A 407-nucleotide genomic window follows, 5' to 3' on the forward strand; every position below is an offset into this window, starting at 1 on the left:
TCCTACCTGGACGTCCAGTTCCGCCGGTCCGTCGTCGACCTCGCCGCGATCAACGACATCTCCCCGCGCGTCCTCGCCGACGCCGTCTTCCGCCACGACAGCGGACTCGCGCTGCTGCTCGCCCCCGCCGAGGGCGAACGCGGCGAGGAGGTCACCGACCGGGCCGCCCGCCACATCGTCGGCGCCCTGCGTTCCCGCTACGAGGTCGTCGTCATCGACTGCGGCGCCCAGCTCGGCGGCGCGGGCGCGGCCGCGGTGGAGATGGCCGACCGGTCCCTGCTGGTCACCACCCCCGACGTCATCGCCGTACGGGGCGCCAAGCGGACCGTGCGGATGTGGGACCGGCTGCAGATCCGCAAGGCGGAGGAGACGACCGTCGTCGTCAACCGGCACACCCGGTCCACGGA

1 protein-coding gene is annotated in these 407 nt (G+C 73.5%); it reads left to right on the forward strand.

Annotated features, from left to right (window positions below):
• Window positions 1-407 (forward strand): CpaE family protein (locus tag LPA54_RS40640; protein ID WP_368857920.1); only part of this gene is annotated, 407 nt, incomplete at both ends.

The organism is Streptomyces sp. DH12 (assembly GCF_020873895.1).
In the GTDB taxonomy this organism is placed as follows: Bacteria; Actinomycetota; Actinomycetes; order Streptomycetales; family Streptomycetaceae; genus Streptomyces.